The sequence below is a fragment of the Arthrobacter citreus genome (genome assembly GCF_038405225.1).
GTDB lineage: Bacteria > Actinomycetota > Actinomycetes > Actinomycetales > Micrococcaceae > Arthrobacter_B > Arthrobacter_B citreus_A.
In genome coordinates, this window is the sequence record NZ_CP151657.1 from 3,017,602 (window position 1) to 3,042,514 (window position 24,913).

The 24,913-nt window shown below is 65.7% G+C and carries 19 protein-coding genes and 2 tRNA genes; 14 read left to right on the top strand and 7 right to left on the bottom strand.

Translation table 11 applies throughout. The features are described from left to right. Window positions 1–32 precede the first annotated feature (32 nt). A complete protein-coding gene (ctaD, locus tag AAE021_RS13865) occupies window positions 33–1,787 on the bottom strand; it encodes a cytochrome c oxidase subunit I (protein ID WP_342022914.1) in 1,755 nt (584 codons plus the stop codon). Between the two features lie 228 nt (window positions 1,788–2,015). Between ctaD and AAE021_RS13870 the strand changes: the two genes are divergently transcribed. From AAE021_RS13870 to AAE021_RS13880, 3 genes are all read left to right on the top strand, one after another. Then, the gene (locus AAE021_RS13870) at window positions 2,016–3,509 is read left to right on the top strand and encodes an aldehyde dehydrogenase family protein (RefSeq protein WP_342022915.1); all 1,494 of its coding nucleotides are present in this window, start codon (window positions 2,016–2,018) and stop codon (window positions 3,507–3,509) included. A gap of 201 nt (window positions 3,510–3,710) precedes the next feature. After that, window positions 3,711–4,649: an alpha/beta fold hydrolase gene (locus AAE021_RS13875; protein ID WP_342022916.1), complete on the top strand. Its 939-nt coding sequence runs from the start codon at window positions 3,711–3,713 to the stop codon at window positions 4,647–4,649. 32 nt (window positions 4,650–4,681) lie between these two features. After that, on the top strand, window positions 4,682–4,873 hold the full coding sequence (locus AAE021_RS13880; protein WP_342022917.1) for a hypothetical protein: 192 nt from the start codon (window positions 4,682–4,684) through the stop codon (window positions 4,871–4,873). On the opposite strand, the gene AAE021_RS13885 is transcribed toward AAE021_RS13880, so the two are convergent. Next, entirely contained in the window at window positions 4,870–6,897 is a 2,028-nt protein-coding gene (locus tag AAE021_RS13885) for an FAD/NAD(P)-binding protein (protein WP_342022918.1), read from the bottom strand. The two genes, AAE021_RS13880 and AAE021_RS13885, sit on opposite strands and share 4 nt — an antisense overlap. 186 nt (window positions 6,898–7,083) lie before the next feature. On the opposite strand from AAE021_RS13885, the gene AAE021_RS13890 reads away from it, so the two are divergent. The 5 genes from AAE021_RS13890 (at window position 7,084) to AAE021_RS13910 (ending at window position 11,660) form a co-directional block, all read left to right on the top strand. Then, window positions 7,084–7,434: a hypothetical protein gene (locus AAE021_RS13890; protein ID WP_342022919.1), complete on the top strand. Its 351-nt coding sequence runs from the start codon at window positions 7,084–7,086 to the stop codon at window positions 7,432–7,434. 80 nt (window positions 7,435–7,514) lie between these two features. Next, on the top strand, window positions 7,515–9,635 hold the full coding sequence (locus AAE021_RS13895; protein ID WP_342022920.1) for a prolyl oligopeptidase family serine peptidase: 2,121 nt from the start codon (window positions 7,515–7,517) through the stop codon (window positions 9,633–9,635). A 96-nt stretch (window positions 9,636–9,731) separates the two neighbouring features. Continuing rightward, window positions 9,732–10,307 carry a winged helix-turn-helix domain-containing protein gene (locus AAE021_RS13900; protein WP_342022921.1) on the top strand — a complete coding sequence of 192 codons (576 nt, stop codon included), beginning with the start codon at window positions 9,732–9,734 and terminating at the stop codon, window positions 10,305–10,307. A gap of 98 nt (window positions 10,308–10,405) precedes the next feature. Next, window positions 10,406–10,493: transfer RNA gene (locus tag AAE021_RS13905), tRNA-Ser, on the top strand. A gap of 144 nt (window positions 10,494–10,637) precedes the next feature. Continuing rightward, entirely contained in the window at window positions 10,638–11,660 is a 1,023-nt protein-coding gene (locus AAE021_RS13910; protein ID WP_342022922.1) for an aldo/keto reductase, read from the top strand. Between the two features lie 42 nt (window positions 11,661–11,702). Here the strand turns inward: AAE021_RS13910 and AAE021_RS13915 are convergent, their stop codons facing one another. After that, complete coding sequence (locus AAE021_RS13915; protein ID WP_342022923.1) at window positions 11,703–12,464, bottom strand: hypothetical protein; 762 nt, start codon at window positions 12,462–12,464, stop codon at window positions 11,703–11,705. Between the two features lie 138 nt (window positions 12,465–12,602). Here AAE021_RS13915 and AAE021_RS13920 point away from each other — a divergent pair, with 138 nt between their 5' ends. Together AAE021_RS13920 and AAE021_RS13925 are read left to right on the top strand one after the other, a co-directional pair. After that, on the top strand, window positions 12,603–13,427 hold the full coding sequence (locus AAE021_RS13920; RefSeq protein WP_342022924.1) for a crotonase/enoyl-CoA hydratase family protein: 825 nt from the start codon (window positions 12,603–12,605) through the stop codon (window positions 13,425–13,427). A gap of 86 nt (window positions 13,428–13,513) precedes the next feature. After that, complete coding sequence (locus AAE021_RS13925; protein ID WP_342022925.1) at window positions 13,514–14,755, top strand: FadR/GntR family transcriptional regulator; 1,242 nt, start codon at window positions 13,514–13,516, stop codon at window positions 14,753–14,755. Here the strand turns inward: AAE021_RS13925 and AAE021_RS13930 are convergent. Then, the gene (locus AAE021_RS13930) at window positions 14,700–16,826 is read right to left on the bottom strand and encodes a RecQ family ATP-dependent DNA helicase (RefSeq protein WP_342025418.1); all 2,127 of its coding nucleotides are present in this window, start codon (window positions 16,824–16,826) and stop codon (window positions 14,700–14,702) included. The genes AAE021_RS13925 and AAE021_RS13930 overlap by 56 nt on opposite strands. A gap of 252 nt (window positions 16,827–17,078) precedes the next feature. Here AAE021_RS13930 and AAE021_RS13935 point away from each other — a divergent pair, with 252 nt between their 5' ends. Together AAE021_RS13935 and AAE021_RS13940 are read left to right on the top strand one after the other, a co-directional pair. Next, window positions 17,079–18,485 carry a phosphomannomutase/phosphoglucomutase gene (locus AAE021_RS13935; RefSeq protein WP_342022926.1) on the top strand — a complete coding sequence of 469 codons (1,407 nt, stop codon included), beginning with the start codon at window positions 17,079–17,081 and terminating at the stop codon, window positions 18,483–18,485. Between the two features lie 5 nt (window positions 18,486–18,490). Next, the gene (locus AAE021_RS13940; RefSeq protein WP_342022927.1) at window positions 18,491–18,961 is read left to right on the top strand and encodes a hypothetical protein; all 471 of its coding nucleotides are present in this window, start codon (window positions 18,491–18,493) and stop codon (window positions 18,959–18,961) included. A 189-nt stretch (window positions 18,962–19,150) separates the two neighbouring features. Here the strand turns inward: AAE021_RS13940 and AAE021_RS13945 are convergent, their stop codons facing one another. Then, window positions 19,151–21,043: a phosphoenolpyruvate carboxykinase (GTP) gene (locus AAE021_RS13945; RefSeq protein ID WP_342022928.1), complete on the bottom strand. Its 1,893-nt coding sequence runs from the start codon at window positions 21,041–21,043 to the stop codon at window positions 19,151–19,153. A gap of 306 nt (window positions 21,044–21,349) precedes the next feature. On the opposite strand from AAE021_RS13945, the gene AAE021_RS13950 reads away from it, so the two are divergent. Continuing rightward, window positions 21,350–21,425, top strand: a tRNA-Arg gene (locus AAE021_RS13950). 74 nt (window positions 21,426–21,499) lie between these two features. Here the strand turns inward: AAE021_RS13950 and AAE021_RS13955 are convergent. After that, window positions 21,500–22,711: an NAD(P)/FAD-dependent oxidoreductase gene (locus AAE021_RS13955; protein WP_342022929.1), complete on the bottom strand. Its 1,212-nt coding sequence runs from the start codon at window positions 22,709–22,711 to the stop codon at window positions 21,500–21,502. Between the two features lie 149 nt (window positions 22,712–22,860). Between AAE021_RS13955 and AAE021_RS13960 the strand changes: the two genes are divergently transcribed. Beyond that, on the top strand, window positions 22,861–24,333 hold the full coding sequence (locus AAE021_RS13960; protein ID WP_342022930.1) for an NAD(P)/FAD-dependent oxidoreductase: 1,473 nt from the start codon (window positions 22,861–22,863) through the stop codon (window positions 24,331–24,333). 30 nt (window positions 24,334–24,363) lie between these two features. Here the strand turns inward: AAE021_RS13960 and AAE021_RS13965 are convergent, their stop codons facing one another. Beyond that, window positions 24,364–24,888: a histidine phosphatase family protein gene (locus tag AAE021_RS13965; RefSeq protein ID WP_342022931.1), complete on the bottom strand. Its 525-nt coding sequence runs from the start codon at window positions 24,886–24,888 to the stop codon at window positions 24,364–24,366. Window positions 24,889–24,913 lie beyond the last annotated feature (25 nt).

Genomic DNA, 24,913 nt, shown 5'->3' on the forward strand with positions numbered 1-24,913 from the left:
CTGCACCCGCTCCGGGTGTCCGTGCCGGTGACCTAGTTCCGGGGATCCGCGTCGTTAGGTGATTGGCTGCCCATGTCAGCGGCACCAAACATCTTTACGGCCGGGTTGTCGGTATCCTCATTGGGCCTGGGCTGCAGTTCCGGATGGTGCAGGTCCAAAGCCGGACGCTCGGAGCGGATCCGCGGCAGGGACGTGAAGTTGTGGCGCGGGGGCGGGCAGGAGGTTGCCCATTCCAGCGAACAGCCAAAGCCCCAGGGATCGTCCACTTCCACCTTGCGTCCGCGCCGCCAAGTGACAAACACATTCCAGAAGAACGGAATCAGGGACGCGCCCAGAAGCATCGAGGAAACAGTGGACAGCTGGTTCATCGCGGTGAAGCGGTCCTCGGGGAGGTAGTCCGCGTACCGCCGGGGCATGCCGGAGACTCCCAGCCAGTGCTGGATCATAAAGGTGCCGTGGAAGCCCAGGAACAGCATCCAGAAGTGGATCTTGCCCAGGCGTTCATTGAGCATTTTGCCCGTGAACTTGGGCCACCAGAAGTAGAAGCCCGCGAACATCGCAAACACCACGGTTCCAAAGACCACGTAGTGGAAGTGCGCCACCACGAAGTAGGTGTCGGAGACCTGGTAGTCCAGCGGCGGCGAGGCCAGGATAATGCCGGTGAGGCCGCCGAAAAGGAACGTGATCAGGAACCCGATGCTCCACAGCATGGGGGTTTCAAACGTGATGGATCCCCGCCACATGGTGCCAATCCAGTTAAAGAACTTCACCCCGGTGGGCACGGCGATCAGCATGGTCATGAGCGCGAAGAAGGACTGCATGACAGCGCCCGTGACGTACATGTGGTGTGCCCACACCGTCACCGACAGGGCCGCGATGGCCAGCGTGGCGAACACCAGTCCCTTGTACCCGAAGATGGGCTTGCGGCTGAAGACGGGCAGCACCTCGGAGATGATGCCGAAGAACGGCAGCGCAATGATGTAGACCTCCGGATGCCCGAAGAACCAGAACAGGTGCTGCCACAGGATGGACCCTCCGCGCTCGGGATCGAAGATCTGCGCGCCAAACCTTCGGTCAGCTCCCAGCGCGAACAGCGCCGCGGCGAGCGGCGGGAAGGCCATCAGGATCAGGATGGCGGTCACGAGCGTGTTCCAGGTGAAGATCGGCATCCGCCACATCGTCATTCCCGGCGCCCGCAGGCAAATGATGGTCGTGACAAAGTTGACCGCGCCAAGGATCGTTCCGAATCCGGACAGCGCCAGGCCGAAAACCCACAGGTCCCCGCCGATACCGGGCGAGAAGGTGGTGTTGGACAGCGGCGCATACGCCGTCCAGCCGAAGGACGCCGCCCCCTGGGGCGTGATGAACCCGGCGACGGCGATGCTGCTGCCAAAAAGAAAGAACCAGAAGGCCAGGGCGTTCAGCCTGGCGAACGCGACGTCAGGCGCACCGATCTGCAGCGGCATGATGACGTTGGCGAAGCCGGCGAACAGCGGGGTCGCGAACATGAGCAGCATGATGGTGCCGTGCATGGTGAACAGTTGGTTGTACTGCTCCTTGGTCTGCAGGATCTGCATTCCCGGCTCGAAGAGCTCGGCGCGGATGATCAGCGCCATGACGCCGCCCACGCAGAAGAAGACAAAGGAGGCGATCAGGTACATGTAGCCGATCGTCTTGTGGTCGGTGGAGGTGATCCAGTTGACGACAATCCGGCCCTTGGACAAGGGGACGACGCGCGGAGGTACAAACGTTCCGGAGTCATCGGTGGTGTATTTGAGCGTCGACATCGGATGCCATCCCTTGGGTACATCGGCCAGAACATCGTGCTTCAGGCGATCCCTCGGGAATCCGCCGTGGCTTGTATCGTAGGTCTCCTCTTTCCCCGCCGTCCAGAGACTCCGGGAGATGCATCCCCCAATCGTTGGCCATAGTGCGCCGCCTCTTGCGGGAATGAAACGGCGCAGCGGCCGGTTGGACCCGGGACAGACGTCGAGATTTCATCAAGGAGAAAGCTCATGACAACACAGGTTGAATCGTCCGCCCCTGCCCTTACCGGCTGGATTCCCGCGCAGCAGTTCATCGCCGGGACGTGGCGGGACGGCAGATCCGAGCGGATCCTCTCCGACACCAGCCCTTTCGACGGAAGTGAGCTGATGAGCATCCGGCAGGCTTCCCGCGAAGACCTGGACGAGGCTTACACCGCTGCAGCCAAGGCCCAGCAGGAGTGGGCAGCCCTGACCCCTTCCACCCGGCGCGAGGTCATGGAACGTGCGGCCGGGATTTTCGATGAGCGCCGTGACGAGATCATCGCCTGGCTCGCCGCAGAGGCCGGCAGCACCGTCGTCAAGGCCACCCTCGAGGTGGATTCGGCCCGCTCCATCACCAAGGAAGCGGCCACCTTCCCGCACCGTGTCTCGGGCAGGATCCTGGAGTCGGACACTCCGGGCAAGGAATCCCGGGTGTACCGCGGACCGCTGGGCGTCGTCGGGGTCATCAGTCCCTGGAACTTCCCGCTGCACCTGTCCCAGCGTTCAGTCGCACCGGCACTGGCGCTGGGCAACGCCGTCGTACTCAAGCCCGCCTCGGATACTCCGGTGACCGGCGGACTGATGCTCGCCAAGATTTTCGAAGAAGCGGGCCTGCCCGCGGGGGTTCTCAGCGTGGTCATCGGTGCCGGTTCCGAAATCGGAGACGCATTTGTTGAGCACCCGGTTCCGGGATTCATTTCCTTCACCGGATCCACACCCGTGGGCAAGAACCTCGGTGCGCTGGCGGCGAGCGGCCCCACCCTGAAGCATGTGGCACTGGAACTCGGCGGCAACAGCCCGTTTGTGGTCCTGGCCGATGCTGATGTGGACCAGGCGGTCAAGGCGGCCATCATGGGCAAGTTCCTGCACCAGGGCCAGATCTGCATGGCGGTGAACCGGATCATCGTCGAAGACGCCGTGTACGACGAATTTGTCGAAAAGTTCGCCGCTCACGCGAAGACGCTGAAGTCCGGGGATCCCCGGGACCCGCAGAACACCGTGGGTCCGATCATCAACGCCAAGCAGCTCGAAGGCCTGCAGAAGAAGATCGAGCTCGCCAAGGAGCAGGGCGCGCGGCTGGTGGTGGAGGGCGAATCCAACGGACAGGTCCTCTCCCCCTACGTTTTCGCAGACGTCACCAAGGACATGGAACTCTTCCAGGAAGAGATTTTCGGCCCCATCGCCGGCATCACCCGCGCCGCCGATGCCGAAGACGCCCTGACACTGGCCAACGCCACTGATTTGGGGCTCGCCAGCTCGGTCTTCACCTCCAACCTGGATGCGGGGGTCCTGTTTGCCCGCCGCGTCCAGGCAGGCATGACACACGTCAACGACATCCCCGTCCAGGACGAAGCCCACGTTGCTTTCGGCGGTGAGAAGAACTCCGGCCTGGGCCGTTTCAACGGCGAGTGGGCCATCGGGGAATTCACCACCGACCACACGGTCACTCTGCAGCGCGAACCCCGGCAGTACCCGTTCTAACCGTGGAAGTTCGCCCGCGGCGGCGGAGAAACCGGTAAGGCACGACGGCGGCCCGCACCTCACAGGTGCGGGCCGCCGTCGTCGTCAGTATCGTGGTGCCGGTACCGTGTTGCCGTCTCTGCCGGCGGACCCTGGCGCACCCGTTCTCATCTGCCGCCGGATCTGAGAGGATGCTGGACCAGCGCACAAGAGGAGATCCGGATGCGGGCGAACAGGCAACATACGGTGGAGAACGACGGCGCCCGGCTGGCGGTCTTCGAATACGGGCTGCCGGCGGAGCCGGGCACTCCCACGGTCCTGCTGGTCCATGGCTATCCGGATGACCACGCCATCTTCCGCAGCGTCATCGGGGACCTGGCTGCCGACCATCGGGTGATCGCCTACGACACCCGCAACGCCGGAGCTTCCCGTTTGACCGAAGGCAATGACGTGCCAGACACCGAGGTTCCGCCGGAGAACGCCGGCAGCCCGCTGGCGCCGTACCGGCTGCCGCTGCTGGTCAACGACCTGTACGCCGTGCTGGAGAGGGTTGGCGGACCGGTTCATCTGGTCGGCCATGATTGGGGATCCATTCAGTGCTGGGCCGCGGTTCGGGATGCCCGGGCTGTCGGCAGGATCCTGAGTTTCACCAGCATTTCCGGGCCGGACATCGGCCATCTAAACCGCTGGTTTTCACAGTGCCTCCGCGATCCGCGCCGGTGGCTTCTTGCCGCAGGGCAGGCGGTGCGGAGCACCTATGTCGGTTTCTTCCAGCTCCCGGTCCTGCCGGAAGCCCTGTGGCGTTTGCTGGGTCCGCGCTATGCGGAACGGACAGGGACCGCTGCCGAAACCGCCACCGACAATGCGGTCCGGGGCCTGCAGCTCTACCGCGCCAACCTGCTGGGATCGGGGATCTCCGCCCGGGCACCGCTGCCGCGCGTCGAGGTTCCCGTGCATGTGCTGGTGCCGCTACATGATCCGTTTCTCTCGCCCCGCCTGACGGATGGACTAGGTGCGGAAGTCCGGGACCTGCGGATCAGCCCGGTTGACGGCGGGCACTGGTGGCCCTCCGAAAACAGTGTGGCCTTCTGCCGGATGCTGAGGGGATTTGCCGGCAGCGGGGACGGGTCACCGGCGGCAGGCCCGGGCAGCAGCGCTTGACCCTGACGCTGCGTCAACCAGCACTGTGGGGGATGAGCGAAAACTTCAACTCCTTTGACATCGGATGCGTTGACGGTCCGCGCAACACCCCGTGGAACACCGCCGACCTCCAGATCGCGACACCGGAGAACACCTGCGTCATCTTCACGGCGGGCCGGGCCCTGGATCCCTTCGGCGGGCAGGCGGATGCCCTCCGGTCCATGGGCATAGACGTGCCGACCTAGCTCCCGGGTGCCAGGGGCAGGCTCGATGCCAGCTGCTGTTCGCCCGCCGTGCCGGCATCACTGCTGCCGCCGCCACGGGCGGCCGAAGCCAGCAGTGCAGCCGCAATGTCATCGGCATCCCGCACCGTGCGCGCCCCGGACCGGGCCGGAGATCCTGCCTCAGCAGCAATCGCCGTTCCCCACTGGACCGAAGACAGCTGCAGCCCCAGCACGTACAGGTCCTCCTGCGGCTCACCGCTGATGCCCACCGGCCGGTACGGCGGCAAGGTGACGTCCAGCCCGGGGGTGACCACCGCCGTGCCGTCTCCCGCCATCATGACCTTGGGCCGGGCGAGTCCGTCACGGAGCATTCCGCCGAGCAGCGGAGAGATGTTCCGGTCCACCCGGTTTGCCGGCATCATTGCCTCCACCAGCGTTTTTGCCGCGTATTCGGTGCCGGACCACGGGGATGTTCCCGTGAACACTCCGCGCGCTTCGTCCACGTCAAAACGCGGATCCGGACCCACAAAGTGCACGACGCCGGCACGCACCAGGGCGGCCAGCTGTTCAATCCGTTCCGGCGGCGGTCCGCTGGCCAGGCCCTCCACCAGCGGTTCGAACCAGCCCCGCAGTTCCGTGAGCCAGGATGCCTCGGCGAGTCCGCCGTCGGCCACCACCGCTTTCAGCAGGGTGCGTCCCGCGTTCAGCGCACCGATGGCCATTTTCAACGGGTCATCCTCGCCGGCGGCGGATCCCGCGGCGTCAGCCTCAAGATAGGCGAGGACTGCGTCGTCGAGATCCTGTGCGCCGCGGTACGGCCGCCTGCCCAGCGGCTGGGCCAGCGCTTCAAGGTTGGTGCGCCGGTGTTCGGGGACAAAACGGGCCAGGACTCTTTCCTTGGCCGCGTCCCATTCCGGGCCTGGCAGGTCCAGGGCTGCGCGGAGTTCATCCAGGAACACATTGGCCGGCTCCGCCAGTTCATCAGCGGCGATCCTGGCCAGTGTCGAGTAGTAGGCCCACACGGCATCCCGGTGCAGGAGCGGCCACAGGTCATGGTCAAAGCCGGGCAGGATGCCCTGGTTCCGGAAGGCAGCAGCTGCCTCTTCCGTGAAATAGCGCAGCCGGACGCTGCGCGGCACGTAGGAGTCCAGCCGGGCTTTCGCCCGGTACGGTGTTCCACGGCGGGAGGCGGCAATGAGGACCGGCTCGCGGCCGCTCGGCTCGTACCGCAGTGCGCGTCCCGCGGCTTTCCCGCTGGAAACAAAGCGTCCCCCGCGCCCCAGAGTCACCTGAATCATGATGTCGAAAAAGTTGAGTCCCAGGCCGCGCACCAGCACCGGCTCGCCCGCCGGAAGCACCGAGAAGTCCACGTCCGAGGGTACGGCGGGCGGCAGGTAGCGCAGGTTGTGGCGGTCCGCGGCGTCGCGGAGGCGGTCCTGGTCCGCACTGAGCGCAGCCGGCAGGTGTCCCAGGGCCAGGACGACGGCGTCAGCGGCCAGGATGCCTTCCCCGGCCACCTCCAGCGACCAGCCGGTCCCGCTCTCCGGGCGGGTAATGCTCAGGACTTCGGCGCGCACGTGCTCCAAGCGCACGCCGGAAGCGGCGGCAGTTTCCTCAAGACGCGCGTAGGTCCACTCGAGGTACCGTCCGTAGATCGCTCGGCTGGGGAAGGCTCCGGGAGTCAGAGCCGCAAGCTCTTCCCGGTCCCCGGCGGTCAAATCGGCGTCCGAGTCCGGGGCCGTCATCAGGATCCGCCACTGGTCAAAGGACAGGCCGGTGGGAGACGCAGCCAGCTCTGCGGCCGTGGCTCCGGCCGGAACTACCGTGGGGAAAAGCGAGGGGGTGTTCATCAGGAACAGCCGGGACTGTCCGGTGCGCCACACATGGCCGGGGCCGGGGTTGAACGGATCAAGGATGGTGATGCCCAGAGCCGGCCGCTCGTCCGGAGCCAGCGCCAGATAGCCCGCCAGCACGCGCTCCACCACAGAGATTCCACGCGGACCCGCTCCTATCACGGCCACCTGAAAGCTCTGCGTATTCGTCATGCTTCAAGAGTATCCGGCCTCTTCGGCTGCGCCGTCACGCCGCCGCATCCGGGAAACGACCGCCAGCGCAGCCGGCGCCGGCACCGCCGGAGGCGCTGTTCTCCCGCCGGTCCACGGCGTAGCATCTGAGCACCTTCGCCGTCTGAGCGCCCTGGGCCGGAAGACCCGCTGGGAGGAATTGCCCTCATGTCAGCATCACGGGAACAGCAGGACCTGCTGCAGGAGATTGCCCAGGCCCTGCAGGATGACGGGCCGGTGGCGGTTGGGACGATGTTCCGGAGTCCGGCACTGCGGACCGGAAAGAAGGTTGTCGCGTTCCTTGGTTCAGGCCCTGGGGACACCCTGATCCTCAAACTCCCCCGCGCCCGCGCGGTTGCCCTGCTGGAGGAAGGTTCCGCTGAGCCGGTCACCATCGGAAGGCGGACAATGCGGGAGTGGATCGAGGTTCCCGCGCGGAGTGACTCCGCCGCGACACGCAAAGCATGGACCGGTTTCGCCCGCGAAGCGCTCCTGTATGTCCGCAGCATTCCGGCCTGACCGCGGCTGGGCCCGACCGTGCCCGGGCCGGCATGAAAAGGTCCGGGCAAACGGTCTCACGGGAGCCCTAGGATGGGCACATGACTTCATCGACTTCCGATCTGTCCGCCGTCCCCAACGCCGATGACGAGTTCCTGTGGCTGGAGGACATCTACGGAGACAAGCAGCTGGACTGGGTGCGCGCCGAAAATAAAGTCACCGAAGACCTGCTCGCCGCGACGGGATTCGAGCAGACGGAAAAGCGCCTGTTGGAAGTCCTCGACTCCACTGACCGCATTCCGATGGCCGCCAAACGGGGCGGGCACTACTACAATTTCTGGCGCGACGCCGAGCATCCCAAGGGCCTGTGGCGGCGCACCACCTGGGACAGCTATTGCACCGAGGATCCGCAGTGGGAAATCCTGCTGGACGTGGACGAGCTCAGCCGCACCGAGGGCATGGAGTGGGTCTGGGGCGGCTCCGCGTTCCTGCGCCCGGCCGACGGAACGTCCTACCGGCGTGCCCTGGTGGTCCTCTCCCCCGACGGCGGCGACGCCGCACGCTACCGCGAGTTCGACGTCGTCGACCGCGCCTTCGTGCCGGGCGGGTTCGACATTCCGGCGGCAAAGAACCGGATCAGCTGGGCCGGACCGGACGAGCTGTACGTGGGCACCGATTTCGGCCCCGGCTCCATGACATCCTCCTCCTATCCGCGCACCAGCCGGATCCTGCGCCGCGGCATGGACCTGGCGGACGCCGAACCGTATTTCGAGATCCCCGAGGACCACATGATGGCAGTGGTGGCCCACGACCAGACGCCCGGTTTTGAGCGGGATCTCGCCATCGACATCGTCGACTTCTACAACAGTTCCACCTTCCTTCGCCGCAACGGCTCCTGGGTGCGCCTGGATGTTCCCCTGGACGTCAATGTTGAGGTGCACCGGCAGTGGCTTGTGCTGCGTCCCCGCACGGACTGGGAGCTCGACGGCGCCGTGCATCCCGCCGGGTCCCTGCTGGCCGCGGATGTGGAAGGGTTCCTGGCCGGCAACCGTCAGCTGTCCACGCTCTTCATCCCCGATCCCGCCACCTCCCTGCAGTCATGGAGCTGGACCCGGGACCACCTGCTGCTGAACCTGCTGCGCGACGTTTCCTCCGAAATCTCGGTGCTGGATCCGGCCAACAGCTGGACCTCCACGGTCCTGGACGCATGCCCGCCACTGCACACCGTGGACGCGTATGCCGTGGACGATGAAGACGAGGAAGCCGGCAACGACTACTGGCTGGTCAGCACCGGCTTCCTGACACCCTCCACCCTGTCCCGCGGAACCCTCGGAAGCGCCGGCGGGGCCGCAGCCGTGGTGAAGGAGTCGCCGTCGTTCTTTGACGCCTCTTCCTGCACGGTGGAGCAGCACTTTGCGGTTTCGGCCGACGGCACCAAGGTGCCGTACTTCCAGGTGGGACCGAAGGACCTGGTGCTTGACGGCGGAAACCCGACGCTGCTGAACGGATACGGCGGGTTCGAGCAGGCGCTGACGCCCGCTTACAGCGGCGTGGTGGGACGCGGCTGGCTGGAGCGCCGTTTCACCGACGACGACGGCGTGCAGCGGTCCGGCGTTTACGTGCTGGCCAACATCCGCGGCGGCGGTGAATACGGGCCGGACTGGCACCGTGCCGCACTGCAGGAAAACCGTCACCGCGCGTATGAGGATTTCGCCGCCGTGGCCGAAGACCTCACAGCCCGCGGCGTCACGTCGCGCGAACATCTGGGCTGCACCGGGCGCAGCAACGGCGGACTGCTGGTGGGGAACATGCTCACCACCTATCCGCACCTTTTCGGCGCCGTGTCGTGCGGTGTGCCGCTGCTGGACATGCGCCGTTACACCAAGCTGTCCGCCGGCTACTCGTGGATTGCCGAATACGGGGATCCGGAAGACCCCGCACAGTGGGAGTTCGTGAAGACCTTCTCCCCCTATCACCTGCTGAAGGAAGACGCCGATTACCCTCCAACACTGATCTGGACGGCCACCAGCGATGACCGCGTCGGTCCGGTCCAGGCACGGAAGATGGCCGCGCGCATGAAGGCGATGGGGGTGCCGAACGTGTGGTTCCATGAGGCCCTCGAGGGCGGTCACGCCGGTGCAGCGGACAACCGCCAGGCTGCCCGCATGTACGCGATGTCCTACGAGTTCCTGTGGGAGGCATTGACCGGGCGGCTGGGCTAGCCCACACCGGGACCCCTGCATGCTGACGCCCGGCGAACCGGGGCCCGGGAAACCAGGCCCCGGTGTGCCGCAGGCAGGCAGCCTATACTCGGCACGGTGAACAGTGAAGCAGCCCCAAGACGCGAAGCAACGGCGGATGAGGCCAAAGCCGTGGCCCACCCGCTGCGGATTCGTATCCTTCAGGTCCTGCGCGGTGAGACCCTGACCAACAAGGAGATCGCCGAGCGGCTGGGCTCCACGCCCGGGGCAACCCTCCATCATCTGCAGCTGCTGACCGAACACGGTTTTGCGGCAGCGGAGCCGGTGCGCTCCGGTGCCCGGAACGCGCGGGAAATTCCCTACCGGGCGACGGGCAAAACGCTGGGGCTGACCTTCAATCCGGCGTTGCCTGAATCTGCGCTGGTGGGTCCGGCGATTCTGGACTCGGCGCTGGAGAACTACCGGCTGGCGCCCGAGGCGGGGCGGATGTCCGAGACCAGTGTGACGCTGTACCTCTCGGAGACCCAGCGGTCCGGCTTCCAGGGCAGGCTCGCAGCCCTGATCAGCGAGTATGCCGAAAACCAGCCCGGCGAGGACGTCCAGAAGTACGGGTTCTTCTCCGCCATGTACCGGGCGGATGCTCCTGCCCCTGATGGTCCGTCCCCCGCCGGCGGGACTCAGGCCGACGGGTAACTGCCGAACGCTCCTTGCCGTTCGGAGACGTTTTGCTCTTACCCTCCCCTTATGGGTAGTCTTGTCAGGCTGGCAGCGGAAGCTACCAGAGAGCATTTGGAGACGTGCCAGAGCGGCCGAATGGGCTTCACTGCTAATGAAGTGTGGGCCTAAAGCCCACCGGGAGTTCAAATCTCCCCGTCTCCGCGCTAAGACCCCCGGGCAACCGGGGGTTTTTTTGTGCCTGCAGACGGCCGCGGCGCTGTCCCCCGACCCGCATTCCGGACTATGTTAGGGGCCAGTCAGCAGGCAGCTTCCTTGCTCCTGCCCCGCCTAGTTGAGGGATCTTCCATGGAAATGCGCTTAATGGGCCGCAGCGGCACCGTCGTCAGCACCTTTGCCCTCGGGACAATGACGTTCGGCAATGAATCCGACCAGCGGGTGTCCCATGACCTGTTGAACTCGTATGTGGAGGCCGGCGGCAACTTCATTGACACCGCCGATGTCTACACCTCGGGAACATCCGAAGAAATCATCGGTCATTGGCTCCAGGCGCGGCCCGAGGCTGCGCGCAACGTTGTCCTGGCCACCAAGGGACGGTTTCCGATGGGCGCCAGCCCCAACGATCTCGGGAACTCCCGCCGGCACCTGCGTCAGGCTCTGGATGCTTCGCTGAAACGATTGGGTGTGGACCACATTGACCTGTATCAGCTGCATTCCTGGGATCCGCTGACCCCCCTCGAGGAGAGCCTGGGTTTCCTACAGGACGCGGTGACCGCCGGAAAAATCAGCTATTACGGACTCTCCAACTTCACCGGGTGGCAGTTGACCAAGGCTGTGTTCACTGCTCGGGCACACGGTTGGAATGAACCGGTGACCCTGCAGCCGCAGTACAACCTGCTGGAGCGCGAGATCGAGTCCGAAGTGGTTCCGGCAGCGCTCGACGCCGGACTGGGCCTGTTGCCCTGGTCACCCCTGGCCGGCGGCTGGCTCACCGGTAAGTACCGCCGCGAATCTGTCCCGGCGGGCAAAACCCGGGTGGGAGACAACCCCACCCGCCAGTTCCAGGGCTGGGACCTGCGCAGCAACAATGACCGCACCTGGCAGATTCTCGACGAGCTCAAGGCAACCGCCTCAGCGCATAAGGTCAGCTCCGCCCAGGTCGCCCTTGCCTGGCTTGCCGCCCAGCCGGGAGTGACTTCGGTGATTCTTGGCGCCCGCACCGTGGAGCAGCTGCGCGACAATCTCGGGGCCGCATCGCTTCGGCTCTCCGGGGCTGAACTGCAGCGGCTGACCGATCTGAGCATCCCGGCTGTCGGCAACTACCCCTATGGAGCTGACGGCCGCCAGCAGCGCTCACGGCAACTGGGCTAAGAGCCGCTTTAAGGAAACCCGCCTTCAAACCGCCGGATACTGCTAGAAGTCTTCGGGCCGCAGGTTTTTGACCCACTTGCTGATCTCGTCCTCTTCCGGAGTGGCCGGTTTCGGGCCTTCGGGGCCGCCCTGCGGACCTGAAGGTGCAGCGGAGCGTTCCGGTCCGGAAGCTCCGTCCGGGCCGCCACCGGCGGCTTTCGCTGAACCGGCGGCACTGGGACCTGCCTCCCTCTTTTCCGCGGACGGGGCCGGTCCACTGCCTGCCGCTCCGGCCGGATCGGAGGTATGTCCGTCAGTGCTGCCGCGGGATGTTTCTATGCTGTCGTTTCGGGGAGTGGGGGTGCCATGCTCCGGTGCGTCCGGCCGTGGTCCGGCGGAAGCGCTCGCTGCGGTTCCGGCCGGGCGCGGCGGCTGGAACGGCTGGGGATGCATGGCCAGGTTTTCCACCGCGGCAGCGGCGGCGCGAACCCCCACCCCGGTGAACTGAGCATAGAGTTTGACGGCCCCGATGGGGTGGCCCTGGGCGATGGCTGCATACACCTGCTGGTGCTGGGCGGCGTCGAGCCGGGCATTCGCTTCCTTCGCTGCTTCAGCCGAGGTCCGCGGTCCGGCCGGAGCTGCCTTAACGCCGGCTGTCTTACGGGCAGCCTTTTGGGGCTTAGCAGCGCGCTGCTGGTCCGGCTGCGCTCCCTCTGCCTGCGCAGCGTCGGGAGAAACGGAACCCTTCCGGCGCTGGGCGCGGGTCACCACAAAATTCACGACAACGATGGCCACGACAAACAGAACAATCACCAGAAACTCCATACCTTGATCCTAGCTTCGCTCGCGGCGCCCGCACCTGCCGCCCGGTATATTGACGTGCAGCCCCGCCCCCGGGCAAGCCCGGGCCACTAAGCAGTCCCATTTACTGAACCCCACCAACCATCGAAGAATGGAGCCACCATGAGCGAGACCACTTCCCTGCGTTCGCTGCGGGTGCACATAGCCGACGGCATTGCTGAGGTTGAACTCACCGGCCCGTCCAAGGGCAACGCCATGGGTCCGGACTTCTGGAAGGAACTCCCCCAGGTTTTTGATGCCCTCAGCGAGGACGTCAGCGTGCGTGCCGTCCTGCTATACGGCTCCGGTGGAAACTTCAGCTATGGCCTCGATCTGCCGGCCATGGCCCCTGTTTTTGCTCCCATGCTTGCTGCAGGCGGCATGGACGCCCGCCTGCGTGAAGGTTTCCGGCGCCAGATCAGGACCCTGCAGGAATCTGTCACCTCCTTGTCCAGATGCTCCAAACCGGTCATCGCCGCCGTGGACGGCTGGTGCATTGGCGGCGGGATCGACGTCATCACCGCCGCGGACATCCGCATCGCATCCCCAAGCGCCACTTTCAGCGTCCGAGAAGTGAGGGTCGGAATCGTGGCGGATTTGGGTTCCCTCCAGCGCCTGCCCGGCATCATCGGTGAAGGCCCGGCGCGCCATCTCGCGCTGACCGGAGAAGACTTTGGTGCAGACCGCGCCTGCAGCTTGGGCCTTATTACCGAGGTGGCCGACGACGTCGTTGGCCGGGGCCGCGAGCTGGCCGCCGCCGTTGCCGCGAACCCTCCGCTGGTTGCCCAGGGAGTCAAGCACGTCATGAACCACGCTCTGGATGCGTCCGTCCAGTCCGGCTTGGACTACGTCCAGCTGTGGAACACGGCGTTCCTGCCCAGCCGCGACTTCCATGAAGCGGCCACCGCGTTTGCCGAACGCCGTCCGGCTGTTTTCACCGGCAACTGAAGCCTCGCAGCGGCGCCGTTCCGGCCCGGAGCGATGCGCGCCCACACGCGTCTGAGGTTAGTGCCGCTGGCGCTTAAGATAGTCGGGTGGCTGTTACCGATGAAGCGATTACCAAGATCAAGGAAATGCTCATCAGCGGGCAGCTTAAGGCCGGGGACCGGCTTCCGCCGGAGAATGAGCTGAGCGACCATCTGGGCCTGTCCCGGAGCTCGCTCCGGGAAGCGGTCAAGGCACTGGAACTGATCCGTGTCCTTGATGTCCGCCGTGGCGACGGCACTTACGTCACCAGCCTGGAACCGGGGCTGCTGACCGAAACCATGGGCTTCATGGTGGAAATCCATCAGGAATCCTCAGCCCCCGAGCTCATGGAAGTGCGCCGCATTCTCGAACCCGGTGCCGCTGCCCACGCTGCCGCGCGCATCAATGCCCGGGGCCTGGCTGCGCTGCGGACCTGTCTGGACTCGATTCCCGCCCAGGCGACGGCAGCACAGCTGGCGGCGCATGACTTCACCTTCCACTCGCAGATTGCCCGTGCCTCCGGCAACCCCTACCTCGCCGGGATGCTGGATTCCCTCACCGGCAGCGCACTGCGGTTGCGAACGTGGCAACGGATTGTCGAGGCCGGGGCGGTGTCCGCCATCCTCAGTGAACACTCCGCTATTCTCGAGGCTTTGACACTGGGTGACGCGGATCTGGCCCGTTCCCTCATGACCGTCCACGTTGCCTCAGCGGAGCGGTGGCTGCGTCGGCCGGCGGCGGAAGCTGTTCCCCCGGCAGCTGCTCCGTTCGCGCAGCCGGCCTTCCCTTCTGCGCCGGTGAGGAGACTGGAACCGGAACCTGTTCCTGAGACGGAGCGCGGGTCTGAATGGGAGCGCGTGTCTGGACGGGATCCCGTTGCTCCGCGAACGACAACACCGGCCCCGGAACCGGCTCCCGTGCGGGCATCGCCACGGGCCAAAACGCGGAAACAGCCCACCGCGCCGCTGCCGGTCTCCCCGGCAGCACGTGGTGCCGAGCGGCAGCAACCGCAGTCCACCCCTGTGATGCGGTCCGCGCCGGCGCAGTCCTCCACGCAGTCTTCACCCGAAGGGCAGTCCTCCCCCGAGGAGCAGTCCAACCCCGCGCAATCCTCCCCCGAGGAGCAGTCCAACCCCGCGCAATCCTCCCCCGAGGAGCAGTCCAGCCCCACGCAGTCCGCCTCCGCGGCGCAGTCCAGGACCGCGCCGCAAATATCCCGAATCGCCCCCGAGCCGGCCCTCTACGAGTTGTTCGCTATGCCTTCAGCGCCAGTACAAAAGGCAGCACGGAAGCCGCGCCGGCCTGCCTGAGCACCCTGCCTGCTTCGGTAAGCGTCCAGCGGCTGTCAGCGAAGTCGTCCACCAGCAGCACCGGACCGGGATTGGCGGCGAACCAGGCCGCTCCCTCTTCAGGAACCGCAAACTGGTCCCAGACCGAGGCCAGACGGAAAGCACTGTTCCCTCCGGAGCCTCCCGCCGGCCCGCCGTGCGGGATCTGCAGTGCGCCCAGATACGGGATGCGGCCGAGTGTTGAGATGCCCTGCGCAAGGGAGCCGACCAGCTGCGGACGCGACCGCGACGGAATGCTGACCACTGCCACCGGCCGTTCCTCCCAGCCCCACTGGGCGAGCACCTGCACGCAGCCCTTGAGCAGTGCTTCATCCGCTGTTGTGTCTCCGGCGTCCGGGGCGAAAATCTCCCGCAGCCGTCCGCCCCAGCCGAGGTCCGTCAGACGCGCCAGCGCCCGACCGGTGGACAGGGCCGCTTCGGGCTTAATCTTTCCCTTGACGGGTATACCCAAGCGGTCCATGCCGGAGGGGTACATGCCGCGCGGATCAACATCCACGCCAACCCGGCTCAGCGCCTGGTCCGCATGATCGGTGGCTTCGGCGGCAACCTCGCCGGAGAACCACCGGCCGGCACAGTTGTCGCAGCGTCCGCACGGAGCTGCGGCCGGATCATCGAGCTGCAGGGACAGGAATTCCATCCGGCATGCCGTGGTGCTCTCGTAGTCGAGCATGGCCTGCTGTTCCTTGACCCGCGCCGCTGAAATACGCTCGTACCGCTCCCGGTCATAGCTCCAGGGCTGGCCGGTGCCGCGCCAGCCGCCGGACACCCGTTCCACGGCGCCGTCCACTGCGAGGACCTTCAGCAGTAGTTCCAGGGGCGAGCGTTTGAGGTTCACCCGGGTTTCCAGGGCCCCGGTGGACATAACCGATCCCGACGCCAGCTCCGCCAGTACGGCGCTGGCAGGCCCCTCCGCCGGCATGGACGAGGTGGCGAAGTACTCCCAGATGTCCTTATCTTCGGTCCCCGGCAGCAGCAGTACATCGGCGCTGGGGGTGCCGCGGCCGGCACGGCCCACCTGCTGGTAGTACGCCACCGGCGAGGAGGGTGCGCCAAGGTGGACCACAAATCCCAGGTCCGGCTTGTCGAAGCCCATGCCCAGTGCGCTGGTGGCCACCAGGGCTTTCACCTCGTTGTTTTTCAGCGCCGCTTCAGCCTGCTCCCGATCTGCAGGATCCGTGCGTCCGGTGTACGCCAACACCCGGTGCCCGGCTTTCTGCAGCAGCCTGGCGGTGTCTTCGGCGGCTGACACTGTCAGGGCGTAAATGATGCCCGACCCCGGAAGCTCGTCGATGTGCGTCAGGAGCCAGCCCAGCCGTGCCTTAGGTGTGGGCAGCCGCAGCACGCCCAGGCGCAGGGAGCGGCGTGCCAGTGCTCCGCGAATCGTGAAAACGTCTTCGCCGCCGGATGCCAGCTGCTCCTCAACGTCCTTGACGACCCGCGAATTGGCAGTGGCAGTGGTGGCCAGCACCGGCACGGAGGCCGGCAGCTGTTCGATCAGGCTGCGGATGCGCCGGTAGTCCGGCCGGAAGTCATGGCCCCAGTCGGAGATGCAGTGTGCTTCGTCGATCACCAGCAGCCCGGAGCGGCGGATCAGTTCCGGCAAATGGGTTTCCCGGAAACCGGGATTATTCAGGCGCTCCGGCGAGACCAGCAGCACGTCCACTTCATCTGCCTGGAGCTTGGCTGAAATGTCCTGCCATTCCAGCTGGTTGGCGGAGTTAATCGCCACGGCACGGACTCCGGCGCGGGCCGCGGCGGCCACCTGGTCGCGCATGAGCGCCAGCAGCGGCGATACGATCAGCGTTGGTCCGGCCCCGCGGGCACGCAGCAGCAGGCTCGCCACAAAGTACACCGCCGACTTGCCCCACCCGGTGCGCTGGACCACCAGTGCCCGCCGGCCGCCCGAAACCAGCGCCTCGATGGCTTCGTACTGCCCCTCATGAAACTCAGCGGCGTCGTTGCCGACCAGCGCCCGCAGCAGTCCGGTTGCTTCGGCCCGAAGCGCCGGATCCCCGGTAGAACCTCCGTGCATGCCGCCGTCGGTGCGGGGCGCTGTTTCCTGTTCGGCGGACGGAGGATTTTGGGTGTCTTGCTGGGATTCCATACCTTCCACTATCCCAGCCATGGCTGACGATTTCCTCCAGCCCCGCACGCCCCTGTGGACGGCCGAGGACCTCGGGAGAATCACCGCCGCACCTGTGGACAGCGGAATCCGGCGGCAGCACACCGGACAGCGGCAGCGCCAAAAGCCGGATGATGGAAGGCGGGCCTATAGACTGTCGGGGTGACTAGTGCATTCGATCTTTCCGCGTCCTTTAAGGCCTACGATGTCCGCGGCGTCGTAGGAGAGACCATCACCCCGCAGATCGTCAAGGCAGTCGGCGCCGCTTTTGTGGACGTACTCGACCTTGCCGGTCAGACCGTGCTGGTGGGCGGCGACATGCGCCCCTCCTCCCCCGAATTCATTAAGGACTTCGCCGCCGGAGCCACCATGCGCGGTGCCGACGTGCTGCTGCTGGACCTCATCTCGACCGATGAGCTCTACTACGCCTGCGGGGCCCTCAATGCTGCGGGAGCCACCTTCACGGCCAGCCACAATCCCGCGCAGTACAACGGCATCAAGATGTCCAAGGCCGGAGCAGTGCCCATCTCGTCCGAAACCGGGCTCTACGAGATTCAGGCAAAAGCAGAGCAGTACCTGAACGAAGGCACCATTCCCGCCGTCGGGACACCGGGCCGGATCAGTGTCCAGGACATCCTGAAGGACTACTCCGAGTACCTCCGCAGCCTGGTGGACCTGAACGGTATCCGCCCGCTGAAGGTTGTGGTGGACGCCGGCAACGGCATGGCCGGCCTGACCACCCCTGCTGTCCTGGGCGACACCATGCTGTCCGCCCTTCCGCTGGAAATCGTCGACCTCTACTTTGAGCTGGACGGATCCTTCCCGAATCATCCGGCCAACCCGCTCGAGCCGGAAAACCTGCGCGACCTGCAGGCCGCCGTCGTCGAGCACGGCGCGGACCTGGGCCTGGCCTTCGACGGCGACGCCGACCGCTGCTTCGTGATCGACGAAAAGGGCGACCCGGTCAGCCCGTCGGCGATCACCGCGCTCGTCGCACGCCGTGAAATTGCACGGGCGCAGGCTGCCGGTGAAGCGACCCCGGTCATCATCCACAACCTCATTACCTCCCGTGCGGTTCCCGAACTGGTGGAGGCCGACGGCGGCCGTGCCGTCCGCACCCGCGTCGGCCATTCCTTCATCAAGGCGCAGATGGCCGAGGAAGGCGCCGTCTTCGGCGGCGAGCACTCCGCGCACTATTACTTCCGCGACTTCTACAATGCCGACACCGGCATGCTGGCCGCCATGCACGTGCTTGCCGCGCTGGGCGAACAGACTCTGCCGCTTTCGGATCTCGCCCGCGAATACGAGCCGTATTTCTCCTCCGGCGAGATCAACTCGGAGCTCTCGGACGTCCCGGCGGCGGTTGCGCGCGTCCGGAACGAATTCGAGCGCGACGGCGTCACCGTGGATGCCCTCGACGGATTGACTTTCACCTCAGATGACGGACAGTGGTGGTTCAACCTCCGCGCGTCGAACACCGAGCCCTTCCTTCGGCTGAACGCCGAAGCCGAAGACCTCCCCACCATGGTGCGGGTCCGCGACCGCGTACTTGAACTAGTTAGGAACTAAAACCAATGGCTGATGTTGAACTGAACGGCGAAGAGCCCTCCGCACAGGTCCAGGAGGACCTGAATTCCCTGCTCGGCACCGCGCTCGGCGTGGCCCAGGAGCAGCTCGAGGCCCAGGGTGCCTTCCTGCCCGCCGCACTGGTTGTGCAGAACGACGGCGAGCTGCGGATGATTGCCGTGGCTCCCGAGGAAAGCGACGAAGACCTCGACGCCGATGCCATGATCGATGACATCTACCAGGTGCTGACCGAGCAGAAGGCAGACAACCGAGCCGCTGCCGTCTTCTCCGACATCCACCTGCCGGACGAGGCAACGGACGCCATCCACGTAGTGGCTGAGCACTCCGAGGGCGTCTGCATCTCCGCGATCCAGACCTACTCCGAAACCGACGGCTCCTGGACCTTCAACGAACCGCAGTGGGAGTCGGGCGACCGGCTCGTCTGGGGAACCGACGGCGAAGCCCCGGCTGAGTCCTAAGCTCACCGGAGCGAACCATACGGGGAGGCCCCGCACCTGCAACTGCAGGTGCGGGGCCTCCCCTTTCTGCAGCCTCACCGGGTGTTTCCGTCGGAGGCCGTCAGGGCTGGTCCGGGCCGGCGCAACGGAGGGAGGCCCCGCACTCCGGCGTAACCGGAGCTCGGGGCCTCCCTTGGGCGTCAGCGAAGGCTAAGCAGCCGCGAAGCGCTCCTTGAGCGTCTCCAGCTCGGCAACCAGGTCCTCGGGGAGGGACTCGCCGAAGCGGGCGTACCACTCCTCGATACCGGCGAGTTCCTTCTTCCATTCCTCGGGGTCAACGCGGACGGCGGCCTCAACGTCTGCCGCGGTCATGTCCATGCCGCTCAGATCGAGCGATTCCCCGGTGGGAACGTACCCGATCGGGGTTTCCACGGCGTCGGCGGTGCCTTCGATCCGTTCGATGACCCACTTCAGGACGCGGGAGTTGTCGCCGAATCCGGGCCAGGCGAAGCCGCCGTCGGCAGTGCGACGGAACCAGTTGACCAGGAAGATCTTCGGCAGGGTTTCCTGGTTCGCCTTGCCGCTGAGGGTGATCCAGTGCCGCAGGTAGTCTCCGGCGTCGTAACCCATGAACGGCAGCATGGCCATCGGATCGCGGCGGACCACTCCGACCTGGCCTGCAGCGGCCGCAGTGGTTTCCGAGGAGAGCGTGGAACCCATGAAGATGCCGTTGGTCCAGTCGCGGGACTGCGTCACCAGGGGCACCGTGGTTTTGCGGCGGCCTCCGAAGAGGATGGCCGAAACCGGTACGCCGTTCGGGGAATGGTATTCCTCGGCCAGCATGTCGATCTGGTCGATCGGCGTGCAGAACCGGGAGTTCGGGTGCGCGGCGGGGTGGCCGGCTTCCGGCGTCCAGTCGTTTCCGAGCCAGTCGGTCAGGTGCGCAGGGGCCTCGTCCGTCATGCCCTCCCACCAGACGCCGCCGGTGTCGGTGAGCGCCACGTTGGTGAAGATGGAGTTTCCCTTGGCGATGGCGCGCATCGCGTTGGGGTTGGTGCTCCAGCCGGTGCCGGGAGCGACGCCGAACAGGCCGGCCTCCGGGTTGGTGGCGCGCAGTTCGCCGTTGTGCCCGAAACGCATCCACGTGATGTCATCGCCGAGGGTCTCGACTTTCCATCCCTCGATGGTCGGATCCAGCAGGGCGAGGTTGGTCTTGCCGCAGGCGGACGGGAACGCCGCCGCGACAAAGTAGTCCTTCTTTTCCGGGCTGGTGAGCTTCAGGATCAGCATGTGCTCGGCGAGCCAGCCCTCATCCCGGGCCATGATCGAGGCGATGCGCAGGGCATAGCATTTCTTCCCCAGCAGGGCGTTGCCGCCGTAGCCGGAGCCGTAGGACCAGATGGACCGGTCTTCGGGGAAGTGAACAATCCATTTTTCGTCGCTGCAGGGCCACGCCACGTCGGTGTCGCCCTCGGCCAGCGGAGCTCCGACGGAGTGCAGCGCCGGCACGAAGAACGCGTCCAGCTCTTCCATCTTGCGCAGGACGTCCGTGCCGATGCGGGCCATGATCCGCATCGAGGCAACCACGTAGGCGCTGTCGGTGATTTCGACGCCGAACTTGGGGTCCTCCGCCTCCAGGTGCCCCATAACGAAGGGAATGACGTACATGGTGCGTCCGCGCATGGATCCGGAGAACAGGCCGTCCAGCTTGGCCCGCATCTGTGACGGTTCCATCCAATTGTTGGTGAAGCCGGCGTCGTGCTTCTTTTCCGAGCAGATGAATGTCTGCTCCTCAACGCGTGCCACGTCCTTGGGGTCGGAGAATGCCGCGAAGGAGTTCGGGAATTCCTCCGGATTCAGCCGGACCAGGGTTCCGGCTTCCACCAGTTCGTCGGTCAGGCTCTTGTTTTCCGCCTCGGATCCGTCGACCCAGTACACGCGATCGGGCTGCGTCAGCTCGGCCACTTGCTGAACCCAGGCAAGCAGGGCCTCGTGGGTGGTGGGGGCTTCCGCGGAAGCCCCCGTGGTGTTGCTGTCCAAATGGCTCGGAGCAGCGTTTTTGCCGCTCTCATCGAGAACTAGCTGACGCGCGTCATCGCCCATGACTCTTCCCTTCGTTGGGTCAGTGGTGTGATTTTGATGCTAGTTGTCGGCGTGCCGACGGCCCCTGCGGAAAAGGTAGTACCTATAATGACGGTCATGCGGAGTTTGCCTAGAATTCAACAAACTTGTGGGGCCCAGCATACCCGGATGTGACGAAGGTCATATAGACCGGTCTAGTTGACCGACGTCACTCCCAGCGATTAGGCAGCTCTCAGAAACTGGGCTATAGTTGTTTACGGCCAAACAGCCACGGACAAACTTTGAAGGAAAAGCCCAACAGGGCCGGACATCAAAATAATCCTAAATGCGTGCGTAGCTCAACGGATAGAGCATCTGACTACGGATCAGAAGGTTGGGGGTTCGAATCCCTTCGCGCGCACCACTGAAACCCGGTCTGACCAGTAGAAATACTGCTCAGACCGGGTTTTTTTATTGCCCGGATTCCTGCCCCCGGCCTTAGCGGGCCAGCTTGCGCAGCTCAACCCCCGGGTCCGCCAGCTGGGCCGGATCCACCACAATGCGGCGGTCGATAATGCGCCGGGCGGCACGAACCGTCATTCCGCCGTCGACAGCGGCAACGCCTTCCATGCGGCCGGTGTCGTCCAACCGGAAGGAGGCCACAGGCTGGCCGTCCTTTTCCCTGGTCACGACGCGCCCATCCCCCACCATTGATCCCGCGCCCTCAACATGGACTCCATGGCGGTCGGACCAGAACCAGGGCGCTCCATGGACCGGCAGCGGCTGGCTGAGGAGGGCAGCGGCTGCGGTGCTGCCGGTGTTGCGCGCGTGTTCCCAGTGCTCGGCCCGGCGCAGCAGTGTTCCGTCGGGCAGGCGGGTGCGGGCCGCGTCGCCCACGGCGAAAACGTTCGGGTGGCTGGTCCGCTGGTGCTCGTCCACCAGGATGCCATTGTCAGTGTCCAGGCCCGCGGAGGCGGCAAGCCCCGTTTCCGGAACAACCCCAACCCCCACCAGCACCAGATCTGCGTGCACGTCCGGGTTGCCGGCGATGGTGATGCTGTGCTGCACCCCTGCCCTGGTGATGGCCGTGGGGAGCCCGGTGATGACACGGATGCCCCGCTCCTCATGCATGCGGTGCAGCCTGTGCGCCAGCTCCACACCCACGGCAGGGACGAGAGGCGGGTCGACCGGATCAATCAGGGTGACTTCGGCGCCGAGGGCCAGCGCCGAGGATGCGGTTTCGGCGCCAATCAGGCCTGCTCCGATGATGGCCAGCCGAACGCCGGGATGCAGCAGTTCCCGCAGGTTGTCGGCGTCGCCCCGGTTCCTTAGCTGAAGCACCGTGTCCAGATGCCCGCCGGGAATATCCAGCCTGCGGGCGGCGGCGCCGGTGGCCAGCACAATATTGCCGGCGGTCAGCTCCCTACCGTCTTCGAGCAGCACCACACCATCATCCGGCTTCAGGGCTGCCGCCTTGCCGGCCAGAAGCTCGATCCCCTGCTCCGTGAACCATTCCGTCCCCGCCAGCTGGATCTGTTCGCGGCTGCGGGTGCCGAGCAAATAGTCCTTACTCAGCGGCGGGCGGTCATAGGGCAGGCCTTCGGGATCGATGATGGTTACCTGCCCCCCGAAGCCCCGGGACCGCAGTTCGCGGGCCGTGGCGAATCCCGCCATGCCGCCGCCTGCAATGATGACGGATTCAAGGGCCATGTATTTTTTTCCTCGCTGAAGCGTTGAGCAGTCCTACCAGCCTAGGCGCACCCCTGCGTTTCCCCTGCGCGGCGGTTTGACTGCAACGGCCCAAACACTGCCCATGCAGGGACTTTCGCAGCACGGGGTTGGCATGCCAAGCTCTGTCCATGACTGAACAAAGCGGCCCAGACCAAACCGGCACAGCGGCACATCAGCGTGCGGAGCGCAGGGAAACCGACGTCGTCGTCCTCGGCGGTGGAGCGGTGGGGGAAAACGCGGCTGGGCGCGTGGTTCAGGGAGGACTCGATGTGGTCCTCGTGGAACCTGCCCTCATCGGCGGTGAGTGTTCCTACTGGGCCTGCATGCCGTCCAAAGCGCTGCTGCGGCCGGGAACCGCACTGCACGCCGCACGGTCCGTGGCGGGTTCCCGTGAAGCCGTCACGGGGAACCTGCAGGCGCAGGCGGTGCTGGACCGCCGCGACAGCTTCACGTCGCACTGGAATGATTCGAGCCAGGAGGAGTGGGTGGAGGGAGCCGGCATCGGCTTGGTGCGCGGCCGGGGCCGGCTGACCGGTCCGCGCGAGGTCACGGTGGAGTACGACGACGGCGGCACGCTCACGCTTTGGGCCCGCCAAGCCGTCGTCCTGGCCACCGGCTCGCATCCCGTCGAGCCGCCGGTGAAGGGATTGGACCAGGTCCAGTACTGGGGTACCCGGGAGGCAACGTCATCGCAGCATGTACCCGGCCGGCTGATCGTACTGGGCGGCGGAGTTGCGGGGACTGAACTCTCACAGGCCTGGGCCCGGCTCGGTTCCGATGTGACCATGGTGGTGCGGCACGACATCCTGGACATGTATCCGGAGCCGGCACGCGAACTGGTCCGGGCAGGGCTGGAGTCCGACGGCGTTGCCCTGCGGACGTTCACCACTCCCGACTTTGTCCGTGGCACTGCCGACGGCGGAGTGGAGATGGGGTTGGAGGACGGCACCGTCCTTGCGGCCGACCGGCTGCTCGTGGCCACCGGACGGACTCCGGCCCTGGCGCATCTGGGCCTGGAGGATCTCGGACTCGACGCCGTGCGCCTGGTTTCCGATGACACCGGGCTCGTGGACGGCACCGACTGGCTCTACGTGGTCGGTGATGCCGCGGGCAAAGTACTGCTGACGCATCAGGGCAAGTATGAAGCGCGTGCCACCGGCTCGGCCATCACGGCACGTGCCCGCGGCGACCTGTCCCCCACCGAAGCGCCGCAGGCATGGAGCCGTGAATCCTCAACGGCTAATCACGTTGCGGTGCCGCAGGTGGTGTTCACCGATCCGGAAATAGCCATGGTTGGCCGGACCGTCGAACAGGCACGGAAGGACGGCATCAACGCATCGGAAACCTCGCTGGAGCTGTCGGTCGCCGGTTCGTCTCTGTTCGCCGACGACTATCGCGGCTGGGCCCAGATGGTGGTGGATGAAGACCGCAACGTGCTCGTTGGCATGACTTTTGCCGGCCCCGGGGTCTCCGAGCTGCTCCATGCCGCCACCATCGCCATCACCGGGGAGGTGCCGTTGGAACGGTTATGGCATGCTGTCCCCTCGTACCCCACCATCAGCGAGGTATGGCTGCGGCTGCTGGAGAAGTACGGGCTGTAGGGAAGGTGCTGCCGGCGTCAGGTCCGCCTGTCAGGCCCGCCGGACAATGAAGTCGGAGATCCGGGCGTCGCGCCCGTCGAGCTCCGCCCACGGTTTGGCCGTCTGCATGACAGTCAGTCCCGAGGTGGGGTAATCGGTGGCCATTTCCATCACCGCGTCCTCGTTCGACTCCACGGACGCCAGACGCATGGCCAGATCCTGCACTCCGGGCAGGTGAGTGATGACGAGCAGGCTGGTCACCGTTTCCGGAACATTATTGATAACGCTGAGGATTTGAGCGGCTGTGGCGCTGTACAGACTGTCCTCGAGCTTGGGGGTTGGCCCCTTGTCGCCCAGTTCCTCGCAGATCCAGGTGCAGGTTTGCCGGGTGCGCAGCGCAGACGAGCACAGGATGAAATCCGGGATGAAGCCGTTTTCCACCATCCAGCGTCCGGCCAGCGGGGCGTCCCGGTGTCCGCGGCTGGACAGCGGCCGTTCATGGTCGGAAACGTCCCGGGGCCAAGCCGCCTTCGCGTGCCGCAGGAGCATCAGCTTTTTAAGGTGGTGGCCGCTCATGCGCTCAGTCTATCGGCGGTACCGG

Excerpts from the sequence above, each read along its gene's own strand:
- AAE021_RS13915 (WP_342022923.1), bottom strand. The coding sequence starts at position 12,464 with ATGGAGTTTCTGGTGATTGTTCTGTTTGTCGTGGCCATCGTTGTCGTG.
- AAE021_RS13940 (WP_342022927.1), top strand. The coding sequence starts at position 18,491 with ATGGCTGATGTTGAACTGAACGGCGAAGAGCCCTCCGCACAGGTCCAG.
- AAE021_RS13955 (WP_342022929.1), bottom strand. The coding sequence starts at position 22,711 with ATGGCCCTTGAATCCGTCATCATTGCAGGCGGCGGCATGGCGGGATTC.
- ctaD (WP_342022914.1), bottom strand. The coding sequence starts at position 1,787 with ATGTCGACGCTCAAATACACCACCGATGACTCCGGAACGTTTGTACCT.
- AAE021_RS13960 (WP_342022930.1), top strand. The coding sequence starts at position 22,861 with ATGACTGAACAAAGCGGCCCAGACCAAACCGGCACAGCGGCACATCAG.
- AAE021_RS13870 (WP_342022915.1), top strand. The coding sequence starts at position 2,016 with ATGACAACACAGGTTGAATCGTCCGCCCCTGCCCTTACCGGCTGGATT.
- AAE021_RS13965 (WP_342022931.1), bottom strand. The coding sequence starts at position 24,888 with ATGAGCGGCCACCACCTTAAAAAGCTGATGCTCCTGCGGCACGCGAAG.
- AAE021_RS13880 (WP_342022917.1), top strand. The coding sequence starts at position 4,682 with ATGAGCGAAAACTTCAACTCCTTTGACATCGGATGCGTTGACGGTCCG.
- AAE021_RS13895 (WP_342022920.1), top strand. The coding sequence starts at position 7,515 with ATGACTTCATCGACTTCCGATCTGTCCGCCGTCCCCAACGCCGATGAC.
- AAE021_RS13885 (WP_342022918.1), bottom strand. The coding sequence starts at position 6,897 with ATGACGAATACGCAGAGCTTTCAGGTGGCCGTGATAGGAGCGGGTCCG.
- AAE021_RS13910 (WP_342022922.1), top strand. The coding sequence starts at position 10,638 with ATGGAAATGCGCTTAATGGGCCGCAGCGGCACCGTCGTCAGCACCTTT.
- AAE021_RS13945 (WP_342022928.1), bottom strand. The coding sequence starts at position 21,043 with ATGGGCGATGACGCGCGTCAGCTAGTTCTCGATGAGAGCGGCAAAAAC.
- AAE021_RS13920 (WP_342022924.1), top strand. The coding sequence starts at position 12,603 with ATGAGCGAGACCACTTCCCTGCGTTCGCTGCGGGTGCACATAGCCGAC.
- AAE021_RS13890 (WP_342022919.1), top strand. The coding sequence starts at position 7,084 with ATGTCAGCATCACGGGAACAGCAGGACCTGCTGCAGGAGATTGCCCAG.
- AAE021_RS13875 (WP_342022916.1), top strand. The coding sequence starts at position 3,711 with ATGCGGGCGAACAGGCAACATACGGTGGAGAACGACGGCGCCCGGCTG.
- AAE021_RS13930 (WP_342025418.1), bottom strand. The coding sequence starts at position 16,826 with ATGCACGGAGGTTCTACCGGGGATCCGGCGCTTCGGGCCGAAGCAACC.